This is a genomic window from Sphingomonas sp. P3_C5 (assembly GCF_056402635.1).
In genome coordinates, this window is the sequence record NZ_JBFUHA010000001.1 from 604,644 (window position 1) to 628,573 (window position 23,930).

At 65.4% G+C, this 23,930-nt stretch carries 23 protein-coding genes; 14 read left to right on the forward strand and 9 right to left on the reverse strand.

Going from position 1 to position 23,930, the window contains the following annotated elements:
* The first annotated feature begins 182 nt into the window (after window positions 1-182).
* The 4 genes from AC1DVS_RS02945 to AC1DVS_RS02960 all read left to right on the forward strand — a co-directional run bounded on the left by AC1DVS_RS02945 (window position 183) and on the right by AC1DVS_RS02960 (window position 3,926).
* Complete coding sequence (locus tag AC1DVS_RS02945) at window positions 183-914, forward strand: TIGR02186 family protein (protein ID WP_478021230.1); 732 nt, start codon at window positions 183-185, stop codon at window positions 912-914.
* Between the two features lie 274 nt (window positions 915-1,188).
* A complete protein-coding gene (locus tag AC1DVS_RS02950) occupies window positions 1,189-2,856 on the forward strand; it encodes an ATP-binding protein (protein ID WP_478020111.1) in 1,668 nt (555 codons plus the stop codon).
* A gap of 78 nt (window positions 2,857-2,934) precedes the next feature.
* A complete protein-coding gene (locus AC1DVS_RS02955) occupies window positions 2,935-3,609 on the forward strand; it encodes a hypothetical protein (protein WP_478020112.1) in 675 nt (224 codons plus the stop codon).
* A complete protein-coding gene (locus AC1DVS_RS02960) occupies window positions 3,606-3,926 on the forward strand; it encodes a hypothetical protein (RefSeq protein ID WP_478020114.1) in 321 nt (106 codons plus the stop codon). The genes AC1DVS_RS02955 and AC1DVS_RS02960 overlap by 4 nt, the downstream gene beginning before the upstream one ends.
* A gap of 374 nt (window positions 3,927-4,300) precedes the next feature.
* Here AC1DVS_RS02960 and AC1DVS_RS02965 read toward each other — a convergent pair whose 3' ends face one another.
* Window positions 4,301-5,767 carry a peptidoglycan DD-metalloendopeptidase family protein gene (locus AC1DVS_RS02965; protein WP_478020116.1) on the reverse strand — a complete coding sequence of 489 codons (1,467 nt, stop codon included), beginning with the start codon at window positions 5,765-5,767 and terminating at the stop codon, window positions 4,301-4,303.
* 248 nt (window positions 5,768-6,015) lie between these two features.
* On the opposite strand from AC1DVS_RS02965, the gene AC1DVS_RS02970 reads away from it, so the two are divergent.
* The 6 genes from AC1DVS_RS02970 to AC1DVS_RS02995 all read left to right on the forward strand — a co-directional run bounded on the left by AC1DVS_RS02970 (window position 6,016) and on the right by AC1DVS_RS02995 (window position 11,670).
* Entirely contained in the window at window positions 6,016-8,517 is a 2,502-nt protein-coding gene (locus AC1DVS_RS02970) for a helicase-related protein (RefSeq protein ID WP_478020118.1), read from the forward strand.
* Window positions 8,518-8,536: 19 nt separating this feature from the next.
* Entirely contained in the window at window positions 8,537-8,839 is a 303-nt protein-coding gene (locus AC1DVS_RS02975) for an RNA-binding S4 domain-containing protein (protein WP_478021232.1), read from the forward strand.
* A gap of 47 nt (window positions 8,840-8,886) precedes the next feature.
* The gene (gene fdxA, locus AC1DVS_RS02980) at window positions 8,887-9,228 is read left to right on the forward strand and encodes a ferredoxin FdxA (protein WP_478020120.1); all 342 of its coding nucleotides are present in this window, start codon (window positions 8,887-8,889) and stop codon (window positions 9,226-9,228) included.
* 274 nt (window positions 9,229-9,502) lie between these two features.
* Window positions 9,503-10,036 carry a CarD family transcriptional regulator gene (locus AC1DVS_RS02985; protein ID WP_478020122.1) on the forward strand — a complete coding sequence of 178 codons (534 nt, stop codon included), beginning with the start codon at window positions 9,503-9,505 and terminating at the stop codon, window positions 10,034-10,036.
* A 107-nt stretch (window positions 10,037-10,143) separates the two neighbouring features.
* Window positions 10,144-10,905, forward strand: coding sequence for a head GIN domain-containing protein (locus tag AC1DVS_RS02990; protein WP_478020124.1), 762 nt, complete (start codon window positions 10,144-10,146; stop codon window positions 10,903-10,905).
* 45 nt (window positions 10,906-10,950) lie between these two features.
* Window positions 10,951-11,670 carry a GIN domain-containing protein gene (locus AC1DVS_RS02995; RefSeq protein ID WP_478020126.1) on the forward strand — a complete coding sequence of 240 codons (720 nt, stop codon included), beginning with the start codon at window positions 10,951-10,953 and terminating at the stop codon, window positions 11,668-11,670.
* A gap of 4 nt (window positions 11,671-11,674) precedes the next feature.
* Here the strand turns inward: AC1DVS_RS02995 and AC1DVS_RS03000 are convergent, their stop codons facing one another.
* A complete protein-coding gene (locus tag AC1DVS_RS03000; protein WP_478020128.1) occupies window positions 11,675-12,079 on the reverse strand; it encodes a DUF1489 family protein in 405 nt (134 codons plus the stop codon).
* Between the two features lie 129 nt (window positions 12,080-12,208).
* Window positions 12,209-13,609 carry a magnesium transporter gene (mgtE, locus tag AC1DVS_RS03005; protein ID WP_478020130.1) on the reverse strand — a complete coding sequence of 467 codons (1,401 nt, stop codon included), beginning with the start codon at window positions 13,607-13,609 and terminating at the stop codon, window positions 12,209-12,211.
* Between the two features lie 127 nt (window positions 13,610-13,736).
* Here mgtE and AC1DVS_RS03010 point away from each other — a divergent pair, with 127 nt between their 5' ends.
* Window positions 13,737-14,192: a peptidylprolyl isomerase gene (locus AC1DVS_RS03010; protein WP_478020132.1), complete on the forward strand. Its 456-nt coding sequence runs from the start codon at window positions 13,737-13,739 to the stop codon at window positions 14,190-14,192.
* 39 nt (window positions 14,193-14,231) lie between these two features.
* On the opposite strand, the gene AC1DVS_RS03015 is transcribed toward AC1DVS_RS03010, so the two are convergent.
* Complete coding sequence (locus AC1DVS_RS03015) at window positions 14,232-15,122, reverse strand: LysR substrate-binding domain-containing protein (protein ID WP_478020133.1); 891 nt, start codon at window positions 15,120-15,122, stop codon at window positions 14,232-14,234.
* 322 nt (window positions 15,123-15,444) lie between these two features.
* Here AC1DVS_RS03015 and AC1DVS_RS03020 point away from each other — a divergent pair, with 322 nt between their 5' ends.
* Window positions 15,445-17,739 carry a CDC48 family AAA ATPase gene (locus AC1DVS_RS03020; protein WP_478020134.1) on the forward strand — a complete coding sequence of 765 codons (2,295 nt, stop codon included), beginning with the start codon at window positions 15,445-15,447 and terminating at the stop codon, window positions 17,737-17,739.
* Here the strand turns inward: AC1DVS_RS03020 and AC1DVS_RS03025 are convergent.
* Window positions 17,668-18,978, reverse strand: coding sequence for an MFS transporter (locus AC1DVS_RS03025; RefSeq protein WP_478021234.1), 1,311 nt, complete (start codon window positions 18,976-18,978; stop codon window positions 17,668-17,670). The two genes, AC1DVS_RS03020 and AC1DVS_RS03025, sit on opposite strands and share 72 nt — an antisense overlap.
* Window positions 18,979-19,016: 38 nt before the next feature.
* Window positions 19,017-19,340: an antibiotic biosynthesis monooxygenase family protein gene (locus AC1DVS_RS03030; protein ID WP_478020136.1), complete on the reverse strand. Its 324-nt coding sequence runs from the start codon at window positions 19,338-19,340 to the stop codon at window positions 19,017-19,019.
* A gap of 137 nt (window positions 19,341-19,477) precedes the next feature.
* Here AC1DVS_RS03030 and AC1DVS_RS03035 point away from each other — a divergent pair, with 137 nt between their 5' ends.
* A complete protein-coding gene (locus tag AC1DVS_RS03035; RefSeq protein WP_478020137.1) occupies window positions 19,478-20,092 on the forward strand; it encodes a class I SAM-dependent methyltransferase in 615 nt (204 codons plus the stop codon).
* 66 nt (window positions 20,093-20,158) lie between these two features.
* Here the strand turns inward: AC1DVS_RS03035 and AC1DVS_RS03040 are convergent, their stop codons facing one another.
* On the reverse strand, window positions 20,159-21,325 hold the full coding sequence (locus AC1DVS_RS03040; protein ID WP_478020138.1) for a phospholipase D-like domain-containing protein: 1,167 nt from the start codon (window positions 21,323-21,325) through the stop codon (window positions 20,159-20,161).
* Window positions 21,326-21,467: 142 nt separating this feature from the next.
* Between AC1DVS_RS03040 and rpoZ the strand changes: the two genes are divergently transcribed.
* Window positions 21,468-21,812 (forward strand): DNA-directed RNA polymerase subunit omega, encoded by a 345-nt coding sequence (gene rpoZ, locus AC1DVS_RS03045; RefSeq protein ID WP_478020140.1) that lies wholly within the window; start codon window positions 21,468-21,470, stop codon window positions 21,810-21,812.
* A 250-nt stretch (window positions 21,813-22,062) separates the two neighbouring features.
* On the opposite strand, the gene AC1DVS_RS03050 is transcribed toward rpoZ, so the two are convergent.
* Complete coding sequence (locus AC1DVS_RS03050; protein ID WP_478020142.1) at window positions 22,063-22,746, reverse strand: RlmE family RNA methyltransferase; 684 nt, start codon at window positions 22,744-22,746, stop codon at window positions 22,063-22,065.
* Window positions 22,743-23,795, reverse strand: a complete 1,053-nt coding sequence (locus AC1DVS_RS03055) for a Ppx/GppA phosphatase family protein (protein WP_478020143.1) — start codon at window positions 23,793-23,795, stop codon at window positions 22,743-22,745. Before AC1DVS_RS03055 ends, AC1DVS_RS03050 begins: the two co-directional genes overlap by 4 nt.
* Between the last annotated feature and the right edge of the window lie 135 nt (window positions 23,796-23,930).

The window sequence follows — 23,930 nt, forward strand, 5'->3', positions numbered from 1 at the left end:
CGTCGGCAAAGATGCGGCACCGGCCCGCTCCCCCACCCCGCCTCCCATTCAGTATATTCTGTGGGAGGCGGGGTGGGGGAGCGGGCGGAGCCGCCCAAGGTTCCGGCGATGCTCAGCATCGTTGGAAAGGCAGCGGAGGGCGGTGCCGCACCCTGGCCCTCGTCCTTCTGGTGCCGCTGCTGATGGCCCAGTCGCGCCCGACCCCAAAACCTGTCCTCGTCCCCGATGTTTCGCAGCGCGATATCGAGATCGCCTACAGCTTCACCGGCGCCGAGCTGCTGCTGTTCGGCGCGATTCTCTATCCCGGCGGCCGGCTGCCCGACGACGACAAGCCGACTGACATCGTCGTGGTGGTGAAGGGCCCGGTCCAGTCGATCCTGGTCCGCGAAAAGGAAAAGGTCGCCGGCATCTGGGTCAATGCCGCCCGACTGCGCTACCGCTCGGCCCCGAGCTTCTATGCGATCGCCTCGTCGCGGCCGATCAGCAAGCTGATCGACGATCGCACCCAGGCCATTTACGAACTCGGCCTCGACAGCCTCCAGCTATCGCCAGCCAGCAATGCGCCGGCGCCCGAGCAGGACCGGTTCGCGCGCGGCCTGGTCGATCTCAAGCGCCGCTCCGGCCTGTATTTCGAGGCGCCGGGTGCGGTCGAGATCACGGACGGCGTCCTCTACCGCGCCCGGCTGACGATCCCGGCACGTGTTCCCGTCGGCCGTTTCACCGCCGAGACCTTCCTGATCCGCGACGGCCGCGTCCTCGCGGCGGCGACGCGCGACATCGAAATCCGCAAATCCGGCTTCGAACGCTTCGTCGCTCGCTCGGCGGAGCGGCATTCGATCCTTTACGGCCTGATCGCGGTCTCCCTGTCAGTGCTGTTCGGCTGGTCAGCCGGCTGGATCGCCCGACGATTCTAGAGTGAGATCCGAGCCGGGTCGATACGATTGATTGGTTCTCGCAAAGGCGCAAAGGCGCGAAGAGCGCGCCTGGACGGAGGTGCGCCCGCGCCGGCAGGCGCTACTCGTTGAGCCAGCTTGGAATAGGAAGGGCAGGCGCCGCCCGTTCCGCGACATCTTCGCGCCTTTGCGAGAACAACTCTTCTCCGAAGTTCGAACGAGATCAGGTTTCCCAAACGCAATCTTTACCTGTGATCTGCATAGCTCGGGTGGTTAACCCCGGAGACTCGAGCGAATGACTGAAATGTTGGGCAGCCACGCCTTTGAACACGCTGCACCGGCCGTAGCGGCGCCGACTGGATCTCTTGGGGGCGCCATCGGCTTTGTCTCCGAGATTTCCGGATCGAGCAGCCAGATCATTCTCGATTCGGCCGCCATCGATATCGCGTCGCGTGACAGCGATCCGGTCGCGGCAAGCGCCGGCCAGGTCGGCACTCAGGTCAAGGTGCGCGTCGGCGCCGCCTGGCTGATCGCCAATATCCGCTCGCTGAAGCTCATCGACGGGTCGGACGACCAGATCGCGGCGCAGGTCGATTTCCTCGGCGAAGGCGATGAGGAGAAACTCACCGGCAAGCTCTACAAGTTCCGCCGCGGCGTCACCCGCTACCCGACGCCGGGTTGCCGCGTCTTTCCGGTCACCACCGGGGATCTCAAGCAGATCTACGCCGCCGACGATCGCGCCAGCATCGATATCGGCACGGTCTATCCGACCAAGGACATTCGCGCCGCGCTGTATGTCGATGCCATGCTCGGCAAGCATTTCGCGCTGCTCGGCTCTACCGGTACGGGCAAATCGACCTCAGCCGCACTGATCCTCCACCGCATCTGCGAGCTCGCGCCGCAGGGCCATATCGTCATGGTCGATCCGCACGGCGAATATAGCGCCGCCTTCAAGGACAATGGCGCGATCTTCGACGTCTCGAATCTGCAGATGCCCTATTGGCTGATGAACTTCGAGGAGCATTGCGAGGTGTTCGTCACCTCGGACGGGTCCGACAGCCAGATCGATGCCGACATTCTCGCCAAATGCCTGTTGATGGCGCGCGCCAAGAGCCGGCTGGGGCAGGAAATCTCCAAGCTGACGGTCGACGCGCCGATCCCCTATCTGCTCAGCGATCTCACCAACCTCATCCAGCTCGAAATGGGCAAGATGGACCGGGCGGGCGATACCGCGCCCTATCTGCGGCTCAAGACCAAGATCGACGAGATCAAGGCAGATCCGCGCTACAGCTTCATGTTCTCCGGCATGCTCGTCGCGGACACCATGTCCGGTTTCATCCAGCGCATTTTCCGCATGCCGGGCGAAGGCAAGCCGATCTCGATCATCGATGTGTCGGGTGTGCCGTCCGAAATCACCTCGGTGGTGGTCGCGGTGCTCAGCCGGATGGTGTTCGATTACGCCATCTGGTCGCGCGGCGAGGCGCAGCGCCCGATCCTGCTCGTCTGCGAGGAAGCGCATCGCTACGTCCCCAACGAACGCAATTCGGACAGTTCGTCGGTCGGCCGGATTCTCAGCCGGATCGCCAAGGAAGGCCGCAAATACGGCATATCGCTCGGGCTGATCACACAGCGCCCATCGGATCTCGCCGAAGGCGTGCTGTCGCAGCTCGGCACGATCATCTCGATGCGCCTCAACAACGATCGCGACCAGGCCTATGTCCGCGCGGCGATGCCCGAAGGCGCGCGGGGCTTCCTCGATTCGATCCCGGCACTCCGCAACCGCGAATGCATCATCTGCGGCGAGGGTGTCGCCATCCCGATCCGCGTGTCGTTCGACGATCTCGACGAATCGAAGCGGCCCGCCTCGGAGGATCCGCTCTTCTCCAGCCTCTGGCGCGACGTCGGGCAGGAAGACCAGATCATCGAGCGCACGCTCAAGCGCTGGCGCTCCCAGGGGCGGTAGCTCGGGCCACAAATCGGACTAATCGCCTAAAACCGTATCGGTATAACGAACGGCAGTGCACGCTATGGGGTAAGTTGGATGTTTGGCCGCAGGGTTACACCGCCGGGTCAGCGTGAGCGCGCCGAGCAGGCACTGGACAGCGTGGCGTTGTCGCTGGACGATATCAGTCGCTATGTTGTGGTGGCGGCACGGGCCCGCGGCTATCCGGAGGATTTCCTGGCCAATGCCGCGAGGCGCGTGCGATTTCTTGAGGCGCGTGGGTTGCCCGGCTTCACTGCCTTCACGCTCGAAATGCTCGGCGGCCGCTCCGAGACGCTTCAGCAACGCGCCAGCGTGACTCGACCGGATGGCTCGTCTGGCGGGCAATGTCCGATGATCGACGCGGTGAGGATCGGGGACAAACTGGACATGATTGCCGGCCTTCCAGCCGGGCAGGTCGCGGCCTATCCCATGCCGTCCAACCCCCTGCTCGTGGTGCCCAAACTGGCCGAGTATGCCGGCCCTAATGGCATCATCATGATGGCGACGTTTTACGTTGGCGGCGACCCTGTGACGCGCGTGCTCGTGGATGGGCATCGCGTGGCAGTGGACGGACCTTATGAGGCGATTTTGGGCGCTGAAGGCTTCGGCATTTCGCGTTTCCCCGAGGAAACGCATGGGGCTCCGGCCTTGTGGGCGGCGAGCATCGACTCAATCGATTTTCCCGCGCGCGGGGTAAGCAGTCTCATGAAGTTCGTTGAGGACAGTCGATGACCATTCGGGATGGAGCCTTGGCGGTGCTCGCCGCCGATCCTGAAATTCGCCAAGCCTTCGCCAGAACATCCCTGGGCGATCGTTCAGTCCTGGGCACCGCGCTCGATCGCGACAATAGCGTGATGATGACCACGAAGGGCAGCCCGAACGACGCGCTATGGGCATGCTTCATCCGGCACGGATGGATGGAAGAAGCGCCAGTCGACGCAGAACTGCAGGCCGTGATGCCGCAAGCTGTTCGTTGCAGCCTGACGGAGCAGGGGCGCCGGGCGATCCCGGTAATCCTCCCGATATTGTTTGCGGAGACCGGGGAGTGAAGCCAACTCCAAGCATGTCCGGTATCCGCCGGCATCGCTGATCGCGAGCCGATTCAATCCAGAGGCGCTCCGTCCTATCCTGTCCCCGCCACCGCCCACCATATTTTCGGTGAGCGCACGCACCCGCCGACAGGTGTGACAAAACCCTCCAACAGATTCGCCCGATTTTCTCGCTTTCTCTCTCGTGAAAATCGCAAAAAGTGCCCTGATCGGTCGCGAATTATGTCACTTCCAACAATAGGTGAGGGTGATCACCGTCAGGCGAGGACAAGAGGGGGGTTACAACCGGCTCAATCCCGGCACGCTTTATCGCACATGCGGACTATCGCTTTCATTCAAACGGCGCGCGCGGCCGCTACAGGTCACGAATGCCGTTACGAATGCGCGGGCTTCACGGCCATCATGCTCTGGAACTTGGCCTTGAAGGCGCGGAGCGCATCGCCCGAAAGCTGCGCCACGCTCGAGAAGGACATGGAACGCGGGTTGACCGAGATGCCGTTCTTCCAGACCTCCCAGTGGAGATGCGGGCCGGTTGAAAGCCCAGTCGATCCAACCGCACCGATCAGCTGGCCGCGCGAGACTCGCTCGCCATTGCGCACCATGATCCGGCTCAGATGGCCATAGCCGGTGGCGACATTGCCGCCCGAGTTCAGCTTGATGAAATTGCCATAGCCGCCCGTGCGCCCGGCAAAGGAGACGACACCGTCCATCGCGGCATGGACCGGCGTGCCCCAGGGGGCGCCGATATCGATGCCCTTGTGCATCCGGAGCGTGCGCAGGATCGGGTGCATGCGCAGGCCGAAGCTCGAGGTGATATGGCCGGCCACCGGCATGCCGAAGGTGCCGCGCCTCTCGGTCTGGCCCGAGGCCTCATACCATTCGCCATCCGACCATTTGACCAGTTGGGTCTTTTTCGGTCCCTGATTGAGGCCCGCGAACTGCAAGGCGCCAAGCTCGACCTCGCCAGTCGCGGCGCGCGCCTGGTCGATCACCATGTCGAAGGTTGCGGCCGAGCCGACACTGCCGATTGAGACGTGCGCCGCCACCGCCTTGATATAGGCCTCGACGATCTTGGCGGGCGCGCCGGCGGCGCGCGCGGAACGATAAAGGCTGCTGCCGGTAAGGCCCTGGATGCGCAGCGGCGTGTGGTCGATTGCGATCGGATGGCGGTCGAGCTTCAGGCCGCTGCCGGCGCGCGCGAGCGACAAGGCAAGGTCGAACCGCGCGCGGAAGGCGATCTGCTCGAGCGGACGCGCAACGTCGCGCGTCGGCCTGCGGCCAAGGGTAATGTCGAACGGCGTGCCTGCCTTGATCTCGCCGAGCGCGACTGCGCCGGAGATCAGCTTCACGGCGTTCGATGCGTCGCCTTCGGAAACGCCCGAGCGCTGCAGCATATGAGTGAGATCGTCGCCCTGGGCGAAGCGCGAGGTTAGTTCGACACGCGGCCGTTCGGGCGATTCGGCAAGCGGTGCGACCAGATCGTTTGCGGCCATGTGGCGGCCGGTATCGGCGCCCCAGGCAAGCGGCGCGATCGATTGCGCGCGCGCTTCGTCCCAGCTGGTGCCGGCAAGTGATGTGGGCACATCGCCCAGGATCGTGCTGTGCAGCCCGGGCGAGAGCATCCAGGTGACGGCGCAGAGCGCAGCGCAGGTCGCCGCGCCACGCCACCAGTCGAGCGATCCGATCTGCGATCCGAGGTCGGGCGTCCAGTCGATCCGGTCGATGGCGTCGCGCAGCTTGTCCATGCGGCTCGGCTCGGCCATCGGCACGAACGCACGACCGAAAGACAGGGTGGCGGTGCCCCCCGCCTGGTCCAGGCCATGATCGTTGCGCAAGAACAAGGCGTGTCGGCCCCTTTTGTGAGTCGCCGACTGAACGAACCCCCCGGCGCGAGGTGGAATGACTGTGGCGCCATTATCCTAAAGTCAAATTAAGGAATGTTCCGGGTCGGGACTCCTGCGGCGAGGCGTTGTGGTCCCGCGCCAAAGAGAGGAATTAACCGATTCCGCTAAGCATTCGATATGCTTGGCAAAGTTTTTGCGCAGCATCGGTTGCGCCGCGCCCGTCGGCACGCGATGTTGCCATCACGATGACCCGCGATACCGAACGCCCCGTCACCGCGGTGCTTGGCCCGACCAACACCGGCAAGACCCATCTCGCGGTCGAGCGGCTGTGCGGCCATTCGAGCGGCATGATCGGTTTCCCGCTGCGGCTGCTGGCGCGCGAAGTCTATGATCGGGTTGTCAAAATCAAGGGCGCCGGCCAGGTTGCGCTGATCACCGGCGAGGAAAAGATCGTCCCCAGGGACGCGCGCTGGTTCCTGTGCACTGTCGAATCCATGCCCGTGGACAGGGATCTGGCATTCGTTGGGATCGACGAAGCGCAGCTGGGCGCAGACCCTGAACGCGGCCATGTCTTCACGGATCGCATCCTCCGCGCGAGAGGCCGTGAGGAGACGATGATCCTCGGCTCCGAGGCGCTTCGCCCGATGCTCAAGGCGCTGGTGCCCGGTATCGACATCCTGAACCGCCCGCGCTTCTCGACGCTGAGCTACGCCGGCGCGCGAAAGATTTCGCGGCTGCCCAAGCGCTCGGCGATCGTCGCCTTCTCCGCCGAGGAGGTTTACGCCGTGGCCGAAATGCTCCGCCGGCTGCGTGGCGGCGCGGCCGTAGTGATGGGCGCTCTCTCTCCGCGCACCCGCAACGCGCAGGTCGCGATGTTCCAGGCCGGTGAGGTCGATTATCTGGTCGCGACCGATGCGATCGGCATGGGCCTCAACATGGACGTGGCGCATGTCGCCTTTGCCAGTCTCGACAAGTTCGACGGCCATCGCCAGCGCCGCCTGACCGTCGCCGAGATGGCGCAGATCGCCGGCCGCGCCGGGCGCCACCAGCGCGACGGCACTTTCGGCGCGCTGGTCGAGGAAGGGCCGGGCGCCTTCACGCCTGAGGAAGTGCTGGCGATCGAGGAACACCGCTTCCCGCGTCTCGATTTCCTCTATTGGCGCGACGGCCAGCCCGATCTGTCGAGCATCGACGCACTGGTCGCCAGTCTCGAGGCGCGTCCCATGGAGCGGGTGCTGCGCGCGGCGCCTCAGGCCGCCGATCTCGCCGTACTCAAGCGCCTCGCCGATGAGGATTGGGTGCGCGACCGGGTCCGCTCGCCGGCCATGGTCGCGCGGCTCTGGGCGGCGGCCGGCCTGCCCGATTTCCGCAAGCTCGGCGTCGATCCGCATGCGCGCTTTGTCGGCCGGCTGTTCGGCCATCTGAGCGAGGGGCAGGGGCATGTCCCGCACAGCTGGTTCGCCGAGGAGATCGCCCGGCTCGACAATGTCGCGGGCGATGTCGAGACGCTCGCCGGACGGATCGCGGCGGCGCGCAGCTGGGCCTATATCGCCAATCGCCCCGACTGGCTAGCGGACCCGGCCCATTGGGCTGCCCGCGCCTCGGCTGTCGAAGAGCGGCTGTCGGACGCGCTCCATCTCAGCCTCACCCAGCGCTTCGTCGACAAACGCACCACCATGCTGCTCCGCCAGATCGGCGCCGATCGCGGTGCGCTGCCGGTGGTGATCGGGCCTGAAGGCGAAGTGATGGTCGAGGATCATGCGATCGGCCGGCTCCACGGCTTTCGCTTCACCGTGGCGTCCGATGCGCGCCACGGCGACAAGCGCCTGCTGCTCGCCGCCGCCGAACGCCGCCTCGGCGACGAGCGCGCCCGTCGGGGCAAGGCACTGGCCGCGGCCGCCGAGACGGCCCTTGCGCTCGATGAGAGTGACGCGCGAACGATCCTGTGGGACGGGCTGGCGGTCGCGCAGCTCGCCCCCGGCCGGAGCTTCGTGGGTCCCCGCGTGAAGCTCGATCGCGCGCTTGAATGCCTTGATCGCGGGCTTCAGGCTCAGGTCCAGGCGCGGATCGAACTCTGGCTGGCCGATCAGCTCGCGCGGCGGCTGCCCGGCTTGGTCGCGCTCGATATAGCGCAGCGCGATCCGCAGGCGCCGCCTGCCCTGCGTGCGGTTGCCGCCGCATTGGTCGGCGCGGGCGGCATCATCAGCCGGGCCGATGTGGCGGCGGCGGTCGACGCGCTCGATCCCGCCGGCCGCAAACGGCTCCGCGCGCACGGGGTTACGATAGGCGCGCTCGATCTGTTCGACCCTCGGTTGCTCAAACCCGGTCCGGCTCGCTGGCGCCGTCTTTTGCGCGCCGCGCGCGAGGACGGCCCAGTCGAGGCCGGGCCGCCCGACGGTGCCACCGTGCTCGATCGCGGCAGCCCGGGTGCTACGCTCGCTGACGGCTATCGTCCGCTGGGCGCTCAGGCAGTGCGGATCGATCTGGTCGAACGAATCGCTCGTGCCGCGCATGAGGCCCGCGCCGGCCGCAAGCCTTTCGCCCCCGATCCGGCGCTCGCCACCTCGATCGGCGTGACCGGCGAGACGCTGGCGCGGCTGATGGCGGCGCTGGGCTTCCGTACCGCGCCAGTGGCGGAGGGCACCCCGCATTGGGTATGGCGCGGTATCGCTCGCGCCAAGCCGGCTCCGCCACCGCGTGACAATGCCTTTGCCGCACTCGCCGCTTTGGGAGCGCCGCGTGGCTGAAGGCGAGGTTCGCGCGGCGATGCGGCTTGATCGCTTCCTGTGGTTCGCCCGTCTCGCCAAAACCCGCAGCGCCGCCCAGGCGCTGGCGCAGACCGGCAGTTTCCGCGTCGATGGCCGCCGCATCGAACGCGGCCATGTCCCGGTCCGCGTCGGCTCGACGCTCGCCTTTGTCCAGGGCAGCCGGGTGCGCGCGATCAGGGTCGAGAAGCTGCCGCCGCGGCGCGGCCCCGCACCCGAAGCGCAGGCCTGTTACAGCGATCTCATGATTGAGAATGCCTCGCAGGAGTCGAGGGGCGTTGACGGCGGCGACGTCGGGGCATAGCAGACGGGCGTTTCGTCGGACCCGTGCGTTCGGATTGGGGAGTGTTTATGACCTACGTCGTCACCGATGCCTGCATCAAGTGCAAGTACATGGACTGCGTCGAGGTCTGCCCGGTCGACTGTTTCTACGAGGGCGAGAACATGCTGGTGATCAATCCCAGCGAGTGCATCGATTGCGGCGTCTGCGAGCCGGAATGCCCGGCCGAGGCGATCCTGCCCGACACCGAAAGTGGGCTCGAGCAGTGGCTCGAACTCAACAACACTTTCTCCGGGCAATGGCCCAACGTCACCCGCAAGAACGGCCAGACGCCGGCAGATGCCGACGAGCACAAGGGCGAGACCGGCAAATACGACAAATTCTTCTCGCCCGAGCCCGGCGCTGGAGACTGAGCGGGCTGATCCGCTGACCCGGAATGGGTTGGCAAAACAGGGCAGGAACGCGAGAAAAGCGTCGCCTTTGTCCTAATAATAGCGCTAACAGCCAGCGTCCGGCGACGTTTGGCTGGTAATTTTATTACGACTGTGCTACATAGGTCGGGACGGAGGCGCTGAATCGCGCCGCCCGCCTGGAGAAGCAGAAATCAACATCCCCTTTTCGCGCGCAAGCAGCTCCGCTGTTGCCGTGCATCCTCAGGGGACTCGATCCACGGAAAGGCTCAACGGAATGGCTGCCAAGGCGCTGTCCTTCGACGTCGGCGATTATGTCGTATACCCCAAGCACGGCGTTGGCCGTGTCATCGAGCTGCAACGGCAGGAAATCGCCGGGATGCAACTCGAACTCTATGTGCTTCGTTTCGAAAAAGAGCGGATGACGCTCCGCGTGCCAACCAACAAGGCCGAGAGCGTCGGCATGCGCAAGCTCTCGTCCGACAAGACGTTGCGTGAAGCGCTCGATACCCTGACCGGCAAGCCACGGGTGAAGCGCACCATGTGGTCGCGTCGCGCGCAGGAATATGAAGCCAAGATCAATTCGGGCGACCTCGTGTCGATCGCCGAAGTGGTCCGCGATCTGTTCCGTGCCGACGATCAGCCCGAGCAGAGCTATTCGGAGCGTCAGATCTTCGAAGCGGCGACCAGCCGACTCGCGCGCGAACTCGCCGCGATGGAGCAGGTCGACGAGCCGACGGCACAGGAGAAGATCCTCGAGATTCTCCGCAAGGCTGCGGCGATTCACAACAAGGACAAGGTTCCCGCCTGATCGCGGATCCTTGCTGAGATTGGGGGGGCGGCCGGCAACGGCCGCCCCTTTTCATTTGCGGGAGGCGCTGTAGTGTGTTATGGCAACAATACACACTGGAGGTTCCCATGCGCCTGATTGTCCAGATCGCCACGTCACTCGCCGCCTTGCCGCTCGCCGCAATGTCGCTGTCCGGCTGTTCCTATGGTTCGGATCATGATTCGAAGCCCGGCATCGCTGGCTCGGGAACCGGGTCGTCACGCACCTTCGCAGTCGCCGATTTCACCAATGTGGATCTGCGCGGGTCGGACAATGTCGATGTCCGGGTCGGCACCGGCTTCTCGGTCCGCGCCGAAGGCCCCTCGGCCGAGCTCGACAAGCTCAAGATCGAAAAGGTCGGCGACACCCTCAAGGTCGGCCGGATCGATCGCAACGGCTTCCATTGGGGTGGTGGCGATCACAAAGGCATCACTGTCTTCGTGACGATGCCCCGCATTGCCGAGGCCAGCATCGCCGGCTCGGGCGACATGACGATCGATCGCGTGGACGGCCAGAGCTTCAGCGGCAACACCGCCGGTTCGGGCGATCTCGAGGTCGCGGCGCTGAACGTCCAGGCGGGCGACTTCTCGATCGCCGGCTCGGGCAATATCAAGGTGAAGGGCAGCGCCAAACATCTGAAGATGGACGTTGCCGGTAACGGCGACATCGATGCGGCCGGCGTCAAAGCCGAAGGCGCAGACGTCTCGATTGCCGGGTCGGGCGACGTCCGTGCCGATGTCACGGGTCCGGCGGCCGTGGCGATCGTGGGGTCGGGCGATGTCGATCTCGGATCGGGCGCCAAATGCACCACCAGCAAGATGGGATCGGGCGATATTCACTGCGGCGGGTGATCCGCCGGACTTGCCTCGATCGCGGATAGGGTGGATGCCGGGCGGATGATCCGTCATCTCTCCCTGTTCGCGCCGGCTCTCGCCCTCCTGGCCTTTGCCCCGGCGCATGCCGCCCAACGCAGTTATTCGATCGGCAGCTTCGACCGAATCCGCGTCGAGGGTCCGTTCGACGTGCGACTCACCACCAACGCATCGCCCGGTGCCAGCGCTGAAGGCGATCCCAAAGCCACCCAGGATCTCGATATCCGCGTCGAGGGGACGACCCTGATCGTCCGCGCCGGCATGGGCGGATGGGGCGAGCAGCCGCGTGGCGGTGCCGCTGAGGCGACTGTCATCAGCGTATCGACAGCCATGGTCCGCCGCGCGACGGTGATCGGCGGCGGAAGGCTGACCATCGCCGGCCCCTTGCGCAGCCAGCGCATCGATCTGGCGCTGACCGGAAGCGGTTCGCTTACTGTCTCCGGCATCGAGGCGGACCAGCTTTTCGTCACGCTGCTCGGCTCGGGCAATATCGCGCTCGCCGGCAAGGCGGCGAAGGTGAACCTCAACACCAGTGGACCGGGCATCATTGCCGCCGCGCCGCTCGCCGCAGGTGATCTCGTCCTGCGCCTCGACGGCAATGGCGAAACCCACGCCACCGCGCTCTACACCGCCAATGTCACCACGACGGGGATCGGCGCCGCCACCGTTTATGGCAAGCCGGCCTGTACGGTGAAGGCAGTGGCCGGCGGTCCGGTCAGCTGCGGCCAGCTGCCGGCGCCTTAAAGCTTCAGAGCAATCCGAGTCCGGCAAGCTTTCCCATCAGCGCTGCGGGCATCACGTCGCCCGCCACCATGTCATCGCCGAGATCGACCGGCGCATCGGCGTCCTCGAGATAGCGCCAGCCCTGATGCGCGCGCTTCGGCCGGGCATGGGTGAGGATCAGGACTGGATCGATAAAGATGGCGACCCGTCCGCCCTCCGCCTCGCCGAAGCTGAGGATCGGCGAGCGCGCAATCAGCTGATGCTTGAGGATCCAGTAGAGCGAGCCCTGGCCGGCAATCTCCTCGTGCCGCTTCGGCAGATAGCGCGTCGTCAGGAACACCGGGCCGGCTTCGGCGCGGATCAGCAGCCGTTCGGCGAGATGCTCGACGCCCGTAGTTCCGAAGGCGACCTTGGTGATATGAAGCGGCATTACAGACATTTGGGTGTTCGCGGCCGCCTCGGCAACCAAGAACCGCACACGCTCATCTGTACAATGTTCTGTACAGGACATAAAATGTCCTGATCCTCCTGACATTCCCAACACGGAGCGGCGCTGGCCCTAACCTCCCAGCCCCCACAGAGTGGCAAGGCCGAGGAACGAGAAGAAGCCCATCACGTCGGTCATCATTGTCACGAACACGGCTGACGACACTGCCGGATCCACGCCCGCCCGCTCCAGCCCCACCGGCACCAGCACGCCTGAAAGCCCGGCGACGAGGTTGTTGATCACCATCGCCATCCCGATGACGATCGCCAGATCGAGATTGTGGAAGATCAGGAAGGTGCCAAGCCCGATCGCCGCGCCCAGCATCATCCCGTTGGCGGCCGCAATGGTGAACTCGCGCGCGATCATGCGGGCGGTGTTCGAGCTGGTCAGCTGGTTGGTGGCAAGCGCACGGACCACCACCGCCAGGGTCTGGGTCCCGGCATTGCCGCCCATCCCGGAGACGATCGGCATCAGCACAGCGAGCAGCGCGAACCGCCCGATCTCGCCCTGGAACGCGCCGACCACCGAGGCAGCGAGCATCGCGGTGCCGAGATTGACCACCAGCCAGGTGATCCGCGTCCGTACCGTGAGCTGGATCGGCTCGTTGATGTCGCCCTCGCCGGCGCCCGACAGCCGCAGGATATCCTCGCCCGCCTCTTCGGAGATGATGTGGACGATGTCGTCGACCGTGATCATACCGACCAGCCGCCCGTTCAGATCGACGACCGCGGCCGAGATCAGCGCATATTTCTGGAAGCGCAGCGCGACCTCTTCCTGGTCCATATCGACCGGGATCAGCGTCTGCTCGCGCTTCATCACATCAGCGATCGAGATGCCGCGCGGCGTGCGCAGGATCCAGGAGAGCTGGCAGGTGCCGACCGGCTTGTGCGCGGGATCGACGACGAAGATCTCCCAGAAATCGGTCGTCAGCTCCTCATGGCCGCGCAGATAGTCGATCGCATCGCCGACGGTCCAATGCTCGGGCACCGCGATGAGCTCACGCTGCATCAGGCGGCCGGCGGATTCCTCCGGATAGGACAGCGCTTCCTCGATCGCGGCGCGATCGTCCGGGTCGAGTGCGCGGAGCACGGCGCGCTGGTCGTCCTCCTCCATGTCCTCGATGATCGCGACCGCGTCGTCGGTATCGAGCTCGGAGGCGATGTCCGCCACCTGGTGCGGCTCGAGCGCGTCGATCAGGTCCTCGCGGACATAATCGTTCATCTCGGCGAACACATCGGCGTCGAGCAGGTCGGTGATCGCCTTGGCAAGCGCGGCGCGCTCCTCGTGCGACGTCAGCTCAAACAGATCGGCGATGTCGGCGGGATGGAGCGGCTCGACCAGCACGCGCGCCGCCTCGGAATCGCCCGCCTCGACCGCGTCGAGCACGGCGCGGACGAATTCGGGCTTCAGCCGGTCGTCTTCATCGAGCTGCTGGACCTCGGGCTCGTCCTGGGTCAGTTCGGTCTCGCTCATGATGGACCTCCGTGCCCGTTCGGGCGCGGTCTAGCGCCGTGTCGGCGGCTTGCCAATGATCGTGGTTTGCCAGCGAAGCTCCGCGGGGCTAGGGGCGTCGCAACTCGTTTCCCAGGAGAGTTTCCCTATGTCCGACACCCCCGAAACCCTGACACTGACGCTCGCCACCGGCGACGTCGTCATCAAGCTCCGCCCCGATCTCGCGCCGCAGCACGTCGCACGGATCGTCGAGCTCGCCAATGAGGGCTTCTATGACGGCGTCGTCTTCCACCGCGTCATCCCCGGCTTCATGGCGCAGGGCGGCGACCCCACCGGCACTGGCATGCACGGCTCGGACAAGCCCAATCTCCCCGCGGAATTCTCGAAGGAGCCCCACAAGCGCGGCACCGCCTCGATGGCCCGTGCGCAGAGCCCGAACAGCGCCAACAGCCAGTTCTTCATCTGCTTCGACGATGCCCGCTTCCTCGATGGTCAATATACCGTCTGGGGCGAAGTGATCGAGGGCATGGACCATGTCGACGCCCTCCCCAAGGGCGAGCCGCCCCGCGAGCCCGGCAAGATCGTCAAGGCCCGCGCTGAGTGACGTGTTTCCCTCTTCCCGCTTGCGGGGAGAGGGAAAACCTCAGACGCCCGGATCGCCGATCGTGGCAATCAGCCAGTCGTGGAACAGCCGCACCGGCCGCTGCGTCAGCGCACGCGGCCGGCAGGCGAACCAGTAGCTGTACGGGCTCTCCACCTCGATATCGAACAGCTTGACCAGCCGGTCGTCATGCGCGTCGGCGAAATGGCTTTCGTGCATAAAGGCGATGCCGAGCCCCTGCGCCGCCGCCTCGAGCATCAGCGCGCCCGAATCGAAATGATCGATTGCCAGCGGTTCCAGCTCGCCGAGCCCGGCGGCATTGCGCCAGGCGCTGAAGGTGTCGGGCATGTCGCGGTGGACGAGCGCCGTGAGCCCGGCAACCTGTTCGGGGCGGACGACCGGATCGGGGCGGTCGATCAGGTTGCGCGCGCCGATCACATAGACTGAGTTGCGGTCGAGCCGCTTGGCGTAGAGCGCCGGATCAATCTCGCGGGCAAGCGCGATCACTGCGTCCAGCCCATCGCCAAGCCGGGACAGGCCGTGCGCCGCAGTGTCGATGTCGAGATGGAGCTCCGGATGCTTCGCGCGCAGCTCGCCGAGCCGGGGGAAGAGGCGCTGTGACGCGAACAGCGGCAGGATGCCCAGCCGCAACCGCAGCACGTCAGTCCCGCTGGTCATGACCTCCACCGCATCGGACAGGCTGTCGAGCGCCGGCGCGATCTGCTGGAGCAGCCGCTCGCCATCGGCGTTGAGCACAACCGCCTGGTGTCGCCGGTCGAACAACGGCTTGCCGATGAAGCGTTCGAGCGCCTGGACACGCCGGCTGAGCGCCGGCGGCGACAGGGCCAGCTCCTGCGACGCAGCCTTGATCGAGCCGAGCCGCGCGACCTGGACGAACGCCTCGATCGCAGTCAATGGCGGCAATCTGCGCATATGGTACCGCTCCCTTTGTGCACCGCGTCATATACCAACTGGGCCTGAGCTAGCAGCTCCCCTCCCTAAATAGCCAGTGCCGATTGCACAAAATGCAATCACTTCGACTTATTTCGCACTTGCAACATAACGTGCTGCACTGCACATAGAGCAGGCCTTTCAGGCATCCTCTCCTAAAACTTTCCAGGCCGGTCCTTCGGGATCGGCCCTTTTTTTGTCCGCTTTCCAGCGCCTTGCTGAAACATTGCATGGTAGCGCTCGCATAAGCGGAACCCGGCTCCTATCTCGCGCGCTCAGTGACGAGCTCGAGAAGGACAGCTTCATGGCCGATGGCGAATCGCCCGTTCGTAAATTGCAGGTGGCGAATGCCAGGCCCGAAGACAGCGGCCGAGGCCTTGCTCATATCCCGCGCGCGCTGATGGCCGCGATCGGCATAGGCGAGGGCGATGTCGTCGAAATCATCGGCAAGAGTATCACGCCGGCACGCGCCGTCGCGCCCTATGCCGAGGATGAAGGGCTCGAGATCATCCGGATCGATGGTCTGCAACGCGCCAATGCCGGTGTCGGGTCGGGCGATTTCGTCGAGATCCGCAAGGCCGAATCCAAAGCCGCGACCCGTGTCGTGTTTGCGCCCGCGCAGCAGAATCTGAGGCTCGAGGGTTCTTCGAATGCGCTCAAGCGCACCTTTTTCGGCCGCCCTCTGTGCCAGGGCGATGTCGTCGCCACCGCCGGGCAGCAGCGCGTCGACAATATGCCCCCCGGGGTCCAGCAATTCCTCCGCGCGCCGGCCTATGCCCTTCAGGAGATCCGCCTCGCGGTGATCGCGACGACCCCCAAGGGCGTCGTCCATGTCGACGAGAATACCGAGATCGAACTCCGCCCCGAATATGAGGAGCCGAAGGAAGCGCGCCGCGCCGATGTCACCTATGATGATATCGGCGGCATGGGCCAGACGATCGACCAGCTCCGCGAGATGGTCGAGCTGCCGCTGCGCTACCCTGAATTGTTCCAGCGCCTCGGCGTCGATCCGCCCAAGGGTGTGCTGCTCCACGGGCCGCCCGGCACCGGCAAGACCCGCCTCGCCCGCGCCGTTGCCAATGAATCCGCCGCTGAATTCTTCCTGATCAACGGCCCCGAGATCATGGGTTCGGCCTATGGCGAATCCGAAAGCAAGCTGCGCCAGATCTTCGAGGCCGCCGCCAAGGCTGCCCCGTCGATCGTGTTCATCGACGAAATCGATTCGATCGCGCCCAAACGCGGCCAGGTTTCGGGCGAGGCGGAGAAGCGTCTCGTCGCTCAGCTCCTCACCCTGATGGACGGCCTCGAAGCACGCGCCAATGTCGTCGTTATCGCGGCGACCAACCGCCCCGAGGCAATCGACGAGGCGCTGAGAAGGCCGGGCCGGTTCGATCGCGAGATCATCGTCGGCGTGCCGGACGAGCGCGGCCGGCGTGAGATCCTCGGCATTCACACCCGCGGCATGCCGCTCGGCGACCGGGTCGATCTCGGCGAGCTTGCCCGGACGACCTATGGCTTTGTCGGTGCGGATCTCGCTGCCCTCGCCCGCGAGGCGGCGATCGAGGCGGTGCGCAAGATCATGCCACGGCTCAACCTTGCCGAGCGCACCATCCCCCCCGAGGTGCTCGATACCCTGGCCGTCACGCGCGAGGATTTCCTCGATGCGCTGAAACGTGTCCAGCCATCGGCGATGCGCGAGGTGATGGTCGAGGCGCCGCGGGTCCGCTGGGAGGATGTCGGCGGTCTCGACAAGGCCCAGGCGCGGCTCAAGGAAGGCGTCGAGCTGCCGCTGAAGGATCCCGACGCCTTCCGCCGCCTCGGCATCCGTCCCGCCAAGGGCTTCCTGCTCTATGGTCCGCCCGGCACCGGCAAGACGCTGCTGGCGAAAGCCGTCGCGCGCGAGGCTGAGGCGAATTTCATCGCCACCAAGTCGAGCGACCTGCTGAGCAAATGGTATGGCGAATCCGAACAGCAGATCGCCCGGCTGTTCGCCCGGGCGCGCCAGGTGGCGCCGTGCATCATCTTCATCGATGAGCTCGATTCGCTGGTCCCCGCACGCGGCGGTGGCTTGGGCGAGCCTCAGGTGACCGAGCGGGTGGTCAACACCATCCTCTCCGAGATGGACGGGCTCGAGGAGCTTCAGTCAGTGGTGGTGATCGGTGCGACCAACCGCCCGAACCTGATCGACCCGGCGCTGCTGCGTCCCGGCCGCTTCGACGAGCTCGTCTATGTCGGCGTGCCCGACAAGGCCGGCCGGCGCCGGATCCTTGCGATTCAGACCGGCAAGATGCCGCTGGCCGCAAACGTTGACCTCGACGAGATGGCCAGCCGCACCGAGCGCTTCACTGGTGCGGATCTCGAGGATCTGGTGCGCCGCGCCGGCCTTGTCGCGCTGCGCCAGTCGCTCAGTGTTACTGAGGTGACGATGGCGCATTTCGAGGAAGCGCTCGGCGATTCGCGGGCGTCGGTCACGCCGGAAATGGAGCGGGAGTATGAACAGATGGCGGCGCGTCTGAAGCAGGAGGCTTCAGCGATCCAGCCCATAGGGTTCATCACCCCCGGTCAGCTCCGGCCCCACGGCCCGAAGGGCATCGACTAAGGGTTCGCGCAGCGCCATCCAGGCATAGCCGAACAGCAATATGAGCGCGGCACTCGCTGTCAGATAGGGCAGCGCGTGCCGTGCTTCGTACAGGCCGACGCCGATTGAGGGCCCGAGCACGAACGCAGCGCCGTTGATCGACGTAACCTTCCCCGCGACTGACCCCTGCGCCGCATGGCCCACCGCGAGCGAGGAGCCGGCGGTGAAGCCCGGGCGGGTGAAACCGAAGCCGATCGAGGCAAGCGCATAAGCGGTCGCAATGCCGTAGAGCGAGCTTGCCAGCCCCGTCATCGCGCAGCCGGCGCTGGCGAACACCAGCCCGGTCAGCACGAGCTGGCGCGGTTTCAGGTCGAGCAGCGGGATGATGCCCCATTGCACGAGGAGCGCAGCGCCGGCGCCCATCATCAGGACAAGGCCGGTCGGCTGCAGCGCCTCGGCGGGCGCGACGTGCAGCCGGTCGATCACCAGAAAGCCGATTGCCTGCCCGGTCATCGCCTGGGCGTGACCCATCACCAGCCCGGCGATCATCCAGGCGCGGATCCGCGGATCTCTGTAGCTGACATGCTCGCTATGCGGCTCGGTCGCTGCGGTGACGCTCGCGCCCGAGCTCTGCCCGCCGATCGAGGGATAGGCGTTGGCGGCACCGTGCGTGCCCGGTTGTGGTGTCAGGTCGTTGGGCAGGCGCCGCAGCACCGCCACGAACATCGCCGCGCCGAACAGCGCGAACAGAAAGGCGGGGCCGGAAAGGCCGATCTCGACTGATCCGATGCCGCCAAGGATCAGATAGGGCGCGATCGCCGGGCCCAGGATCGTGCCGAGCCCAAAGGCTGACCCAAGCAGCGTCAGCGCCCGCGTCCGCTCCTCGTGGCTTGTCCGTCCGGCAACCAGCGCCTGCACCGCAGGGGGCGCCGCCGAGCCGAAGGCTCCGTAGATCAGCCGACCGCCTATGAAACAGACGAAAGCAGCGGTGCCGCTGATCCAGCCGTTGATGCCGGCCGCCAGAAATAGTCCACACAGGGCAAGCGACATGCTGAAACCACCGACCCCGAGCAGGATCATCGCGCGTCGACCATGCCGGTCCGAGCGTTTAGCCCAGAAAGGCGCGGCCAGAACCCAGAGCAAAGCCGAAACCGAGAAGGCGGCGGCCACTGCGCTGTCGGCGACTTTCAGGGAACGCCCGAGCGCGGGCAGCACTGATTGCAGCGCCGTGTTCCCCGCAGCGATCGTCAGCATCACCATGAACAACACAGCGAAGTCGCGATTGATCGCCGGGCTTTTCACCCCTTTTCCCACGCATAGGATCGCTGCGCCGCGCACACGATCACTTCATAGCGTTGATACCAGCGGTCGCGCCCGGCGTCGCGAATCGCCTTGTGTTCGGGGTGGTCGCGCCACAGCAGGGCGCTCGCCTCGTCGGCCCAGAAGCTGAGCGTAATGCCGAGCCCATCGGCGCCGCGCGTGCTCTCGATGCCCCGATAGCCGGGCTGTGTCGCTGCCAGCGATCCCATCGCGGCGGCGGCTTCACCATAGCCGGCATCATCGGCCTGGGTGCGGATGGAAAGGAAGATCACCACGATCTGGCCGGATCGGTCGCTGCGCATCGCTTCCGATTAAGCGCTTCGTCCTTTCGTGCAACCCCGAACGGCACACGGTCGAAAGGAGTTCGCAACCCAAAAGCTTGAATGTTCGTTACAGGATTGCGACAGACACCCGTCAGCCAGTTTCATAAGGATCGCCTGTGACCGTTTCGACCACCGCCGCCCGACGTCAGCGCCGGGCCGCAGCCGGCGTGCCCTCGCCCTGGGGAATGTTCCTGCGGGGCTTCTTCAAGCACCCGGTCATGGTTGGGTCGATCGTTCCCTCGTCAGTCCAGCTGATTCGCAAGATGCTCGGCCCGGTCGATTGGGAGAACACCAAGCTGTTCGTCGAATATGGCCCGGGCGTCGGCACCTTCTGCCCGCATATCCTGGAGAAGCTCGCGCCCGACGCGAAATATATCGCGATCGACACCAACCCCGATTTCATCCGCTATCTGCGCCACGAGATCACGGATCCACGCTTCATGGCGGTTGGCGGATCAGCGGCCGATGTGCGCGAGATCGTCCGGGATCACGGCTTCGATCATGCTGACTACGTTCTTTCCGGCCTGCCCTTCTCCACCCTGCCCGCAGGTATCGGCGATGCGATCGGCCAGGCGACCGCTGATGTGCTCCGTCCGGGCGGCGCCTTTCTGGTCTATCAATTCTCGCCCAAATGCCGCGACTTTATCGAACCCTATCTCCCGCGCATCGATCACGACATGGAATGGTGGAACGTTCCGCCGGCGCAGCTCTATTGGGCGTGGAAGGACTGAGCGCCCTCTGTTTTAGCAAGACGGCACCAGCGGGCTGGTGCCGATTCAGCGAAGCTGCAACAGATTCTAGAGGCGCTCCTCAGGCCCGAAATTCAGCCGCTTGGTCACGTTGAAATCAAGCACCGTCATCACGAAGAATGCCGCAGCCTGCTTGATCCGCACCCACCAGTTGGTGCGCTCCTTGTAGATCGCGGCGGTAATTCGCTCCGAATTCGCGATCTCGCCATCGATATAGGAGCGGGCATGCGCCGCAAAGGCAGCGTCCTCGATCCGCAGCATCATCTCGAGATTCAGGAACAGGCTGCGAATGTCGTAATTGGCCGACCCGATATAGACCACATCGTCCACCACGAAGAGCTTCGTGTGGAGCTTGGTCGGCTGATATTCGTAAATCTCGACGCGCTTCCTGAGCAGCCCGGCATAAGTGAAGCGCGAAGCCCAGATCGCGGCGCCGTGATCGTTCTTCGATGGCAACACGATCCGTACCTGGCCACGCATACCAGCGCGATCGAGCCGGTTGAGCATACCCGGACTTGGCGCGAAATAGCCGGCGATGATATCGATCGACCGGGCCTTTTGGAGGTCGCGCTTGATCGCGCGCGCCCAGGGCGACAGTTTCCGCGTTGGGCCGCCGAACAGCCAGCGCGTCTTGCCCTGGGGCTCGCTCCAGGTCTGCAACGAGCGGCGTAGCGTACGCAATGGCGCCTTGGGTCGCTTTGTCCAGCGTGCGAGCGAATCGAAATAGCCGGCGATATGCCCCGCCGCGGATCCTTCGACGAGCAACCCGAGATCGCGCCACGCCTGTTCGGCCGGCGTGCCGAAATAGCTGTCCTCGACGTTGAATCCGCCGATGATCGCGCGCGCTTCGTCGGCGAGCGCGAGCTTCTGGTGGTTGCGCAGCAGATAGCGCCGCCCCCAGCGCGGCACGAAGCGGCAGACATCGACGCCCGCCTGACGGAGCGGGTCGAAGAATCGGTGCTGCTCGGCTTGCTCGCTGCCAAGGCCATCGACGATCAGATGGACCTTCACGCCCCGGGTCGTCGCGTCGATCATCGCCTGGCGCATCCGGGCTCCCGCCTCGTCGTCGACATAGATGTAATAGATAATGCGCAGCGTCCGCTCGGCACTCGCGATAAGCGCGAGCAGCGCATCGAACCGACGCGGGCCGGTATCGAGCATCGTCAGCTGGTTGCCGTCGACGGTGAAGCTCGGCTGGATGGCTGGTTCTGGCACCAAAGGGTGATGGCCACGCGCGCGCACGCGCGCAAGCCGCATTTCCGCGCGCACGCGCGCAAGCCGCTTTCCTTGACTTGGCGCGGCTTGCACCCTAGATCGCGCGTCTTCTCTCTTATCGTTGTTGCGAAGGAAGCCGTTCATGGCGCGCGTCACTGTCGAGGATTGCGTCGACAAGATCCCCAACCGGTTCGATCTGGTACTCTATGCAGCGCAGCGTGCGCGGCAGATTTCCGGCGGCGCCGATCTCACCATCGATCGCGATCGCGACAAGAACCCGGTCGTTGCGCTCCGCGAGATCGCAGAGGAAACCGTCCGTCCGACTCACCTCGAGGAAGCCGTCGTCTCGGGTCTGCAGCGAGTCCAGGTCGATGACGAGGATACGCCGGACGAGATCGGCAGCCTCGCCGCCTCGGCCGAAGCACTCCGCCTCACCGCCGCGGCACCCCCGCGCAACCAGAATCTGGGCGGCGACTACGAGGGCTGAGTCCTCCTGTCTCTATTGATACAAAAAGCCCGCGAAGCGATTCGCGGGCTTTTTGTTGTGGGGTGAGACGTATGCCGACAATGTTCCTCTCCAGTGGGAGAGGATACGGAGGCTTGCGAGCTTGCTCGCTAGTCGGAGTTGGTGAGGGGGCCCGCATTCTCGATAGTCCAGAGCCCCTCACCAACTTCGCCTAATTCGCTTCGCTCATAAGGCTTCGTATCCTCTCCCAAAGGAGAGGATATATCGAGCGTCACTCCGTTACCGCCCTCTCGCTCCGCCCCTTGAAGCCCTGCGCCACGACATACCATTCGGACGAACCTTTCCGGCTCGCCGGAGGCTTGGCGTGCTTCACCGTCTTGAAATTGCGCTTGAGCTCGGCGACCAGCGACGCATCGGCGCCGCCAGCAAACACCTTGCCGATAAACGCACCGCCCGGCTCGAGCACGTCGACCGCAAAGGCCAGCCCCGCCTCGACCAGCCCCATCGTCCGCAGCGCATCGGTCTGCGGATGGCCGACGGTGTTCGCGGCCATGTCCGACAGGACGAGGTCGGGCGCGCCGCCCAGCGCCTCGATCAGCCGGTCGGGCGCAGCATCGTCCATGAAGTCCATGTGCAGAATGACGACATCGTCGATTGGGTCGACCGGCAACAGATCGATGCCGACGATCGCCGCCTTGGGCAGCCGCCGCCGCGCGACCTGCGCCCAGCCGCCCGGCGCAATGCCCAGATCGACGATCCGCTTGGTGCCGCGCAGAAAGCCGAATCGCTCGTCGAGCTCGATCAGCTTGTAGGCGGCGCGGCTGCGATAGCCTTCGGCCTTGGCGCGCTTCACATAAGGGTCGTTGAGCTGCCGATCGAGCCAACGCGTCGATTGCGCGGTCCGCCGGCGCGCTGTCTTGACCCGGACTCGCAGCCCGCCCCCATCTTTGCTCATAATGCTTTCCCACCGATCAACCGGCGCAAGATGCCCTCGCGAATGCCGCGATCGGCCACGCCGAGCCGTTCGGCCGGCCACAAATCCATGATCGTCTCGAGGATCGCGCAGCCCGCCACCACCAGATCGGCGCGCTCGGTGCCGATACAGGGCAGGGTGGAGCGTTCGGCCATGCTCATCCGCGAAAGATCGGCGCTGATCCTGCGCATTGAGGTCGCCGGCACGATCAGCCCATCGACCGCCGATCGGTCATAATGCGACAGGCCGAGATGGACGCTGGCGAGCGTGGTCACCGTGCCGCTGGTCCCGAGCAGCCGGGGCCGGTCGATATTCCTCGGCAACCGGCTCGCAAATCCGGCAAAGCTTTCGGCCACCAGCGATCGCATCCGCGCGTAAGCGGCCGCCAGCCCGTCCGATCCCTCGCCGCCACCGGCGCTCTCGGTCAGCGAGACGACGCCCCAGGGCGCGCTGTGCCAGTCGAGCACCACCGGCACGGTCGGGCGGGTGTCGACCAGCACCAGCTCGGTCGATCCGCCGCCGATGTCGAACACCAGGGCAGGGTCTTCCCCAGGCTCGATCAGCGCATGGCAGCCGAGCACGGCAAGCCGCGCCTCCTCCTCGGCGGTGATGATGTCGAGATGGATGCCGGTCTCGGCATAAGCGCGGGCGATGAACTCGGGTCCGTTGCTCGCGCGCCGGCACGCCTCGGTCGCGACTGAGCGCGACAGCGCGACATTACGCCGCCTGAGCTTGTCGGAGCACACTTTCAGCGCGGAGAGTGTCCGGTCGATTGCAGCGTCGCTCAGCCGCCCTGTGGCCGCCAGCCCCTCGCCCAGCCGGACGATCCGCGAAAAGGCATCCACGACAGCGAAGCCAGCGCCTTGCGGCCTGGCGATCAGCAGCCGGCAATTATTGGTGCCGAGATCGAGCGCCGCAAAGTGGCGCGCCTCGGGCCAACGCGCACGCCCCGCCGCAGGGGCATTGGGAGTCGGCGCCGGACGGGCAGGACTGTCCTGCCGGTACGGCATTTTCGGCGAACGGTCCGCCATGCCGTGAGTACTCGCTTTTATGTTCTGCCGTCGCGGCGGGCTTGGGTATAGACCCGGGAGCCTGCCGTTCGGTGCTTGGCGACAGAAGTAGCGCAGGGCGTGCCGCGCGGCAAGCAGCGCCCCGCCTTGGTTGCC

Coding starts and splice junctions, on each gene's coding strand:
- mgtE (WP_478020130.1), bottom strand. CDS start 13,609: ATGAGCGAGACCGAACTGACCCAGGACGAGCCCGAGGTCCAGCAGCTC.
- AC1DVS_RS03030 (WP_478020136.1), bottom strand. CDS start 19,340: ATGCGCAGCGACCGATCCGGCCAGATCGTGGTGATCTTCCTTTCCATC.
- AC1DVS_RS03010 (WP_478020132.1), top strand. CDS start 13,737: ATGTCCGACACCCCCGAAACCCTGACACTGACGCTCGCCACCGGCGAC.
- AC1DVS_RS02975 (WP_478021232.1), top strand. CDS start 8,537: ATGCGGCTTGATCGCTTCCTGTGGTTCGCCCGTCTCGCCAAAACCCGC.
- AC1DVS_RS03055 (WP_478020143.1), bottom strand. CDS start 23,795: ATGGCGGACCGTTCGCCGAAAATGCCGTACCGGCAGGACAGTCCTGCC.
- AC1DVS_RS03050 (WP_478020142.1), bottom strand. CDS start 22,746: ATGAGCAAAGATGGGGGCGGGCTGCGAGTCCGGGTCAAGACAGCGCGC.
- AC1DVS_RS03025 (WP_478021234.1), bottom strand. CDS start 18,978: ATGGTGATGCTGACGATCGCTGCGGGGAACACGGCGCTGCAATCAGTG.
- AC1DVS_RS02950 (WP_478020111.1), top strand. CDS start 1,189: ATGACTGAAATGTTGGGCAGCCACGCCTTTGAACACGCTGCACCGGCC.
- fdxA (WP_478020120.1), top strand. CDS start 8,887: ATGACCTACGTCGTCACCGATGCCTGCATCAAGTGCAAGTACATGGAC.
- AC1DVS_RS02990 (WP_478020124.1), top strand. CDS start 10,144: ATGCGCCTGATTGTCCAGATCGCCACGTCACTCGCCGCCTTGCCGCTC.
- AC1DVS_RS02945 (WP_478021230.1), top strand. CDS start 183: ATGGCCCAGTCGCGCCCGACCCCAAAACCTGTCCTCGTCCCCGATGTT.
- AC1DVS_RS03015 (WP_478020133.1), bottom strand. CDS start 15,122: ATGCGCAGATTGCCGCCATTGACTGCGATCGAGGCGTTCGTCCAGGTC.
- AC1DVS_RS02970 (WP_478020118.1), top strand. CDS start 6,016: ATGACCCGCGATACCGAACGCCCCGTCACCGCGGTGCTTGGCCCGACC.
- AC1DVS_RS02955 (WP_478020112.1), top strand. CDS start 2,935: ATGTTTGGCCGCAGGGTTACACCGCCGGGTCAGCGTGAGCGCGCCGAG.
- AC1DVS_RS02960 (WP_478020114.1), top strand. CDS start 3,606: ATGACCATTCGGGATGGAGCCTTGGCGGTGCTCGCCGCCGATCCTGAA.
- AC1DVS_RS03020 (WP_478020134.1), top strand. CDS start 15,445: ATGGCCGATGGCGAATCGCCCGTTCGTAAATTGCAGGTGGCGAATGCC.
- AC1DVS_RS03000 (WP_478020128.1), bottom strand. CDS start 12,079: ATGCCGCTTCATATCACCAAGGTCGCCTTCGGAACTACGGGCGTCGAG.
- AC1DVS_RS02985 (WP_478020122.1), top strand. CDS start 9,503: ATGGCTGCCAAGGCGCTGTCCTTCGACGTCGGCGATTATGTCGTATAC.
- AC1DVS_RS02995 (WP_478020126.1), top strand. CDS start 10,951: ATGATCCGTCATCTCTCCCTGTTCGCGCCGGCTCTCGCCCTCCTGGCC.
- rpoZ (WP_478020140.1), top strand. CDS start 21,468: ATGGCGCGCGTCACTGTCGAGGATTGCGTCGACAAGATCCCCAACCGG.